Genomic DNA, 6,282 nt, shown 5'->3' on the forward strand with positions numbered 1-6,282 from the left:
GCGCCCCCGCCGGGGCGGCGGGGTGGCCCGGCCCCCCCCCCCCTGGTGTGGACGCGCTTTACCCCGGGGGGGCCCGGCCCCCCCCCCCCCCGGGGGGGGGGCCCCCGGGGGGCCCCCCGGCCCCGGCCCCTTTGTAACGCCCCCCGATATACCTTCGCGTCCGTTATATTGCCGGGCATGGACACACCGCTGCGCGAACCCACCTTCCTCATCCTCACCGCACTCGCCGGTGAGCCGATGCACGGCTATGGCCTGATCGGGGAGGTCGCCGCCCTCTCCGACGGCCGCGTCTCGCTGCGCCCGGGCACGCTCTACGGGGCGCTGGACCGGCTCGTCGACGCCGGCCTCGTCGAGGTCGACCGGGAGGAGGTGGTGGACGGCCGCCTCCGCCGCTACTACCGCCTCTCCCCCGCCGGCGACGCCACCCTCAGCGCCGAGACCGAGCGCCTGCGCCGCAACGTCGAGGCGGCCACCAACCGGCTGCGGGCCCGCGCCCGGGCCGGCCGGCCGCTCGCCCCGCGTACCGCCGGAGGTCTGGCATGACCGACCTGGAGCGCCGCTACCTGCGCCTGCTCGGCGCGTACCCCACGGAGTACCGCCGGTCCCGGGGCGCCGAGATCGTCGGGACGTACCTCGACCTGGCCCGACCGGACCAGCGGTGGCCGTCGGCCGCCGACGCCGCCGACCTCGTGCGCGGCGGCCTCCGCCAGCGGCTGCGGGCCGCCGGGGCGGTCGACCTGATTCCGGGCGTACGCCTCGCCGCCGTCCTCGCCTTCCTCACCGCGACCGCGCTCGCCGCGGCCTGGTCGCTGCTGGAGCTGCGCCCCGCACCCGCCGGGCTGGGCATGCCGACCGCCGGACCGTTCGTCTCCCTCGGCATCGGCGCGTGGACCGTGTGGCTGCTCGCCGCGGTGGTGCACGCCCTGGCACCCGGTCGGTGGACCCGGCGTACCGTCGCGGCGGCGGTGCTGCTCACCGTCGCCCTCGTCCCGGCCGCCGCGCTCGTCGACCTGCCACGCCCACCCCTGTTCGTGCTGGTGCCGCAGGTCGCGTTGGGCCTGGTCGCGCTCGGCCTGCCGGCCGCGCTGCCGGCGGCACCGCGGGCGGCGCCACTGATCGCCGTCGCCCTCGCGGGGACCACGGCGCACCAGCTCTCCCCGGGCGTCTTCGGCGCCAGCTACCACACCTGGACGGCGGTGCCGGTGCTGCCGGGTTCCGCCATCGCGCTGCTCGCGGTGACGCTGCTGCTCGCGGCCGGGTTCGCCCTGCGCGCCGACCATCGGGGTGTCTGGGCGGCGCTGGTCCTGCTCACGCCGATCGGCCTGCTCGCGCTGCAGCCGCTGGCCGCGGCGGTCGACGGGGTCGGCATGACCGTCGCGATCTGGTCCGAGCTGGCCGCGACGGCCGTCGTGATCGGGCTGGTCGGCCCCGCACTGCTGCCGCTGGCGCTCGCCCTGCGCCGCCGCCTGCCCCACCGCGACAGCCCCGCCCCCTGCCCCACCTGCGGCGCCCGCCGCTGACCCCCGCCACCGTCCCCGCCCGCTCCCTGGGCGACCGCGCGTCGATCATGAGGTCTCGGCTCGTCGTCGACGATCCGCCGCCGAGCTCATGATCGACCGGGCGGAGGCCCGGAGGCGCGGGCGCGGGCTGCCCGCAGGCGCCGGGTCAGGGCCAGGGTCACCAGGGTCAGGACCAGGGCGGTCATCACCACGGCGCCGGGCGCCTTGCTGAACCGGGCCAGGTTCGTGCCGTCCGGCAGGGTGAGGCACGCGGCGAGCGCGCAGGGCAGCACGAACCAGGTGGTGCGGGTCGCGGCGACCGCGAGCAGGGCCAGCGGCCAGGTGGCGTACCAGGGGTGGAAGACCGGGGCCAGCACCACCGTGGCCGCCAGCGCCAGCCCGGCGGAGCGCAGCGTCACCCGGGGTCGGGCCGCCGCCAGCCGGGCGACCCGCTGCCGGGCGTCGTTGAGCCCGCGCAGCGCCGTCCACGCCCGCCACCAGAGCGCCACCAGCACCACCGCGAGCAGCAGCAGCCCCACCGCCCGGGCCACCGGCACCGCGTCCGTACGCCGGCCGAGCAGATCCCCCGCGTAGTCGGCGACGAACCCGACCGCGGTCGGCGGCGAGGTCCACTGGGCGGAGTCGGCGCTGTGGGTGAGGCCGCCGACCCAGCCGAGGCCGAGCCCCGACCCGAGCGAGACGACCAGCAGGGCGGCCAGCACCCCGGCGGCGAGCCAGCCGGCGTCGCGCAGCAGCGCCCGTACGGTGTAGCGGCCCCGCACGGCGGCCAGCGCGGCGAACGGCAGCACCACGACGGCGCTGGCCTTCACGGCGACCGCCAGCCCGAGCAGCACCCCCGCGATCACCAGCGGGCGGGGCTTGCCCGGGTAGCGCACCAGCACCAGCAGCCCGAGCAGGAGCAGCCCGAGCATCACCGCGTCGTTGTGCGCCCCGGCCACCAGGTGGACGCCGAGCAGCGGGGAGGCGAGCAGCAGCCAGGCCGCCCGCCGGGTCGGTACGCCGGCGGCGCGCGCCAGCCCGGGCAGGCAGAGCGCGACCAGCAGCACCCCGGCCACGGCGACCAGGCGCAGCAGCACGATCGTGCCGGTCAGTCCGCCGCCGAGGAGCACCGCCAGCGCGGCGAGCAGCACGAAGAGCGGCCCGTACGGGGCGGGGGTGTCCCGCCAGATCGGCGAGACCGTGTCCAGCCACGGGCAGCCGGCCTCGGCGACCCCGGTCGCGTACGGGTCGACGCCGTGCGCGTACGCCCAGCCCTGACAGGCGTACGAGTAGACGTCGCGGCTGCCCAGCGGCGCGGTCGCCAGCAGCGGCAGCGCCCACAGCCCGGCGGTGCGGTAGGCCCACCCGGTGGAGGGGACTCCTCGGCGCAGCGCCCACCAGGCGCCGACCAGCAGTCCGGTGCCGACCAGCCATGCTCCGACGACCACCGGGCCGTGCGGCCCCTGCCAGATGCTCACCGGTGTGGTCCGCAGCGGCGCGGACGGCAGCGCGCCGCCCAGGTAGCCGGCGACGGCGAGCAGCAGCGCGCCGGCCAGGCCGGCCCAGCGGGCCAGGCGGGCCCGGCCCTCGCCGCTCGCGTCGACGGCGACGACCGGCGTCGGACGTCCGCCGGCTGCGGTCACCGGCGCGCCCCCCTCATTCCACGGCGACCGGCCGGCGGGCCGCCCGAGCCGACCGTACCAAGCGGACCACCACCACGATCACCAACAGCGTCATCAGCGGCGCGCCGACGGTCTTGGTGTATCGGGGCAGACCCGTGCCGTCGGCGAGCACCAGGAACGACGACACCAGCGCGACCAGCACCGCCCACCGGACGCGCGGCGTGGTGGCGGCGAGCACGGTCAGCGGCCAGGTCCAGTACCAGGGGTGGAACAGCGGCGCGAGGGCCACCGTGGCGGCCAGCGCCAGACCGGCGTAGGGCAGCGGCTCGCGGGTGCGGGCGCGCCACCAGAGCCCGACCAGCAGCACGGCGAGGACCGCCATGCCGATCGCCCGGGTCACCGGCAGCGCGTCGCCGTGCCAGCCGAACGGCAGCCCCAGGTAGCCGACGGTCTGCCCGACGGCGGTCGACGGCGACGTCCACGCGATGACCAGGTTGCCCTGTTCGAGGCCGCTGATCCAGCCGAAGTCGAGCCCGGCGGCGACGGTCACCGCCACCATGACCCCGACCGCGCCGCCGACCACCCAGCCGCCGTGGCGGATCAGCGCGCGGACGGAGTACCCGCCGACGATCGCGGCCAGCGCCGCGAACGGCACCACGACCAGCGCGGTCACCTTGATCGCGGCGGACAGCCCGAGCAGCACGCCGCCGGTGAGCAGCGGACCGGGACGGCCCGGCCGGGACGCCACCACCGCCAGCCCGGCGACCAGCAGCCCGACCATGATCGCGTCGTTGTGCGCACCGGAGACCAGGTGCACCGCGACCAGCGGGCTGGCCAGCGCCAGCCACAGCGCCCGACCGGCGGGCACCCCGCAGCGGCGGGCCAGTACCGGCACGGCCGCCGCGGTCAGCGCGACCCCGGCCACGGCGAGCAGACGGAACAGCGCGATGCTGCCGATCAGCGAGCCGGTCGCCGACACCACCGCGCCGGACAACACCACGAAGAGCGGACCGTACGGGGCGGGGGTGTCCCGCCAGATGTACGACATGGTGTCCAGCCACGGGCAGGGCAGCGCGCTGACGCCCTGTTCGTACGGGTTGATCCCACCGGCGTAGCTGGCGCCCTGACAGGCGTACGCGTAGACGTCGCGGCTGCCCAGCGGCGGCGTGAACAGCAGCGGCAGCAGCCAGAGCGCGACGGTGACCAGCACCCACCGCACCGGGAGATCCGCGTCCCGCAGCGACCACCAGGCGTACGCCAGCAGACCCGTCCCCACCAGCCAACCGAGGATGATCAGCGGCCCGTTCGGGCCCTGCCAGATGCTCAGCGGGGTCGGCCGAAGATCGCCGTGGGGCAGCGCTCCGCCGAGGGCGGCGGCGACGGCCAGCAGCGCGGATCCCGCCAGTCCGGTCCAACGCGCGAGGTGGTGAGGCACGCGGGACATGCTGCCAGTACCGTTGTCGCGGTACGGAGGTGGGCATGCGGAGCAGTCGGGTGGTGGCGGTCGCCACCGGCTCCGCGCTCGTGCTCGGGGCGGTCTACCTCGCCCTGCCCCGCCTCGGTTCGGACCTGGCCGCGCAGGTGGCCCGCGCCGACTTCTTCGCCGCCCACGGCGCGTCCCCCGTCGACCTGCGCTGGTACGGCGGGGTCCAGCAGTTCGGCTACAGCCTGGTGTCGCAGCCGGTCATGGCGTTGCTCGGCGTCCGGGTGACCGGCGCTCTGGCACTGGTGGCGTCGGCTGCCGCGCTGGCCGCGTTGCTGACCCACAGTGCGGTGCCCCGGCCGCTGTCGGGCAGCCTGGTCGGGGTCGGCACGCTCGCCGGCAACCTGGTCTCCGGCCGGGTCACCTACGCCCTCGGTGTGGCGTTCGGGCTGGCCGCGCTGCTCGCGCTCAGCCGAGGCGTGCCCCAGGGTCGCAGGCTCGGGCTGGCCGCGGTCGCCGCGCTCCTGGCCTCGGCGACGAGCCCGGTGGCCGGCCTGTTCGTCGGCCTGGCCGGCGTCGCGTTGCTGCTCAGCCGCCGGTACGCCGACGGGCTGGCGCTCGGGGTCGCGGCGGCCGTGCCCCTGGCCGCGACCGCGGTGCTCTTCGGCGACGGCGGCTGGATGAACATCAGCCGCACCGACACCGTCCGGGCGGTGGTCACGAGCCTGGTGGTGGCGGCGCTTGTGGCGTACCGGCCGGTGCGGTTCGGCGCGCTGCTGGCCGCCGCCGGGGTGCTTGTCGCCGCCGGAGTCCACACGCCGGTGGGGTTGAACGCGACCCGGTTGGCGACGATGTTCGCGCTGCCGGTGCTGGCTGCCGCCGCCCGTCCACCGGCCTGGCTGTCGACTCGGCTGGCCCGTCGGCGGGCCGTCAAGCCGGTGCCGGCCCGGCTGCTGGGTGGGGTCGGCCTGGCCGTCCTGCTGGCGGCCGTCTGCGTCTGGCAGCCGCCGGTCGTCCCCGCCGACCTGCGCAGCATCGGAGACCCGACCAGCGCGCCGGACTACTACGCGCCACTGCGCGCGTTCCTTGGCGAGCAGCGGCTCACCGGCCGGGTGGAGGTGCCGCCGACGCGCAACTACTGGGAGGCGGCCCGCCTCGGCGAGGTGCCGCTGGCCCGGGGCTGGCTGCGGCAGGCCGACATCGACCGCAACCCGCTCTTCTTCACCACCGTGCCCGGCGCGACTGGCACCGGTGTGCCGCTGACCCCGGCCAGTTACCGGGCCTGGCTGGCCGAGAACGCCGTGCAGTACGTGGCGGTGCCGGACGCCCCGCTGTCCTGGGTGGGGCGGGCCGAGGCAGAACTGGTCGAGGGCGGGCTGCCGTACCTGACACCGGTGTGGTCCGGCCCGCACTGGAAGGTCTGGGCGGTGGTCGACCCGACGCCATTGGTCGCGGCCCCCGCCGAGTTGGTCCGCGCCGACGGCGCGACGGTGGCCTTTTACGCACCGACCGCCGGCCCAGTGACGGTCCGGGTCCGGCACAGCCGCTGGTTGACCGCGTCCAGCGGCGCGACGGTCGCGGCCGACGGGAACTGGACGGTCGTCACCGTCCCCCACCCCGGCGAGTACACGCTAGGCAGCTAATACTCCAACGTCACTTGGCTTCGGCGTTGGGCGTGGCGGGGGCATGAAGACGGCCACCGCGTTGATCATCGATGGTTTGTGAGGACAACCGAGGA

Annotated in this window: 5 protein-coding genes; 3 read left to right on the forward strand and 2 right to left on the reverse strand. The window is 76.5% G+C overall.

Annotation, left to right across the window (positions count from 1 at the left end; translation table 11 throughout):
• Positions 1–177: 177 nt before the first annotated feature.
• The gene (locus tag ACIBTV_RS31265) at positions 178–543 is read left to right on the forward strand and encodes a PadR family transcriptional regulator (RefSeq protein ID WP_396710770.1); all 366 of its coding nucleotides are present in this window, start codon (positions 178–180) and stop codon (positions 541–543) included.
• The gene (locus ACIBTV_RS31270; protein WP_396710772.1) at positions 540–1,520 is read left to right on the forward strand and encodes a hypothetical protein; all 981 of its coding nucleotides are present in this window, start codon (positions 540–542) and stop codon (positions 1,518–1,520) included. The genes ACIBTV_RS31265 and ACIBTV_RS31270 overlap by 4 nt, the downstream gene beginning before the upstream one ends.
• A gap of 86 nt (positions 1,521–1,606) precedes the next feature.
• Here ACIBTV_RS31270 and mptB (ACIBTV_RS31275) read toward each other — a convergent pair whose 3' ends face one another.
• Together mptB (ACIBTV_RS31275) and mptB (ACIBTV_RS31280) are read right to left on the reverse strand one after the other, a co-directional pair.
• The gene (gene mptB / locus ACIBTV_RS31275) at positions 1,607–3,142 is read right to left on the reverse strand and encodes a polyprenol phosphomannose-dependent alpha 1,6 mannosyltransferase MptB (RefSeq protein WP_396710773.1); all 1,536 of its coding nucleotides are present in this window, start codon (positions 3,140–3,142) and stop codon (positions 1,607–1,609) included.
• A 13-nt stretch (positions 3,143–3,155) separates the two neighbouring features.
• The gene (mptB, locus tag ACIBTV_RS31280; RefSeq protein WP_396710775.1) at positions 3,156–4,556 is read right to left on the reverse strand and encodes a polyprenol phosphomannose-dependent alpha 1,6 mannosyltransferase MptB; all 1,401 of its coding nucleotides are present in this window, start codon (positions 4,554–4,556) and stop codon (positions 3,156–3,158) included.
• A gap of 44 nt (positions 4,557–4,600) precedes the next feature.
• Between mptB (ACIBTV_RS31280) and ACIBTV_RS31285 the strand changes: the two genes are divergently transcribed.
• Positions 4,601–6,187, forward strand: coding sequence for a hypothetical protein (locus tag ACIBTV_RS31285; RefSeq protein ID WP_396710777.1), 1,587 nt, complete (start codon positions 4,601–4,603; stop codon positions 6,185–6,187).
• Positions 6,188–6,282 lie beyond the last annotated feature (95 nt).

It is taken from the genome of Micromonospora sp. NPDC049366 (genome assembly GCF_044466625.1).
Taxonomy (GTDB): Bacteria; Actinomycetota; Actinomycetes; order Mycobacteriales; family Micromonosporaceae; genus Micromonospora.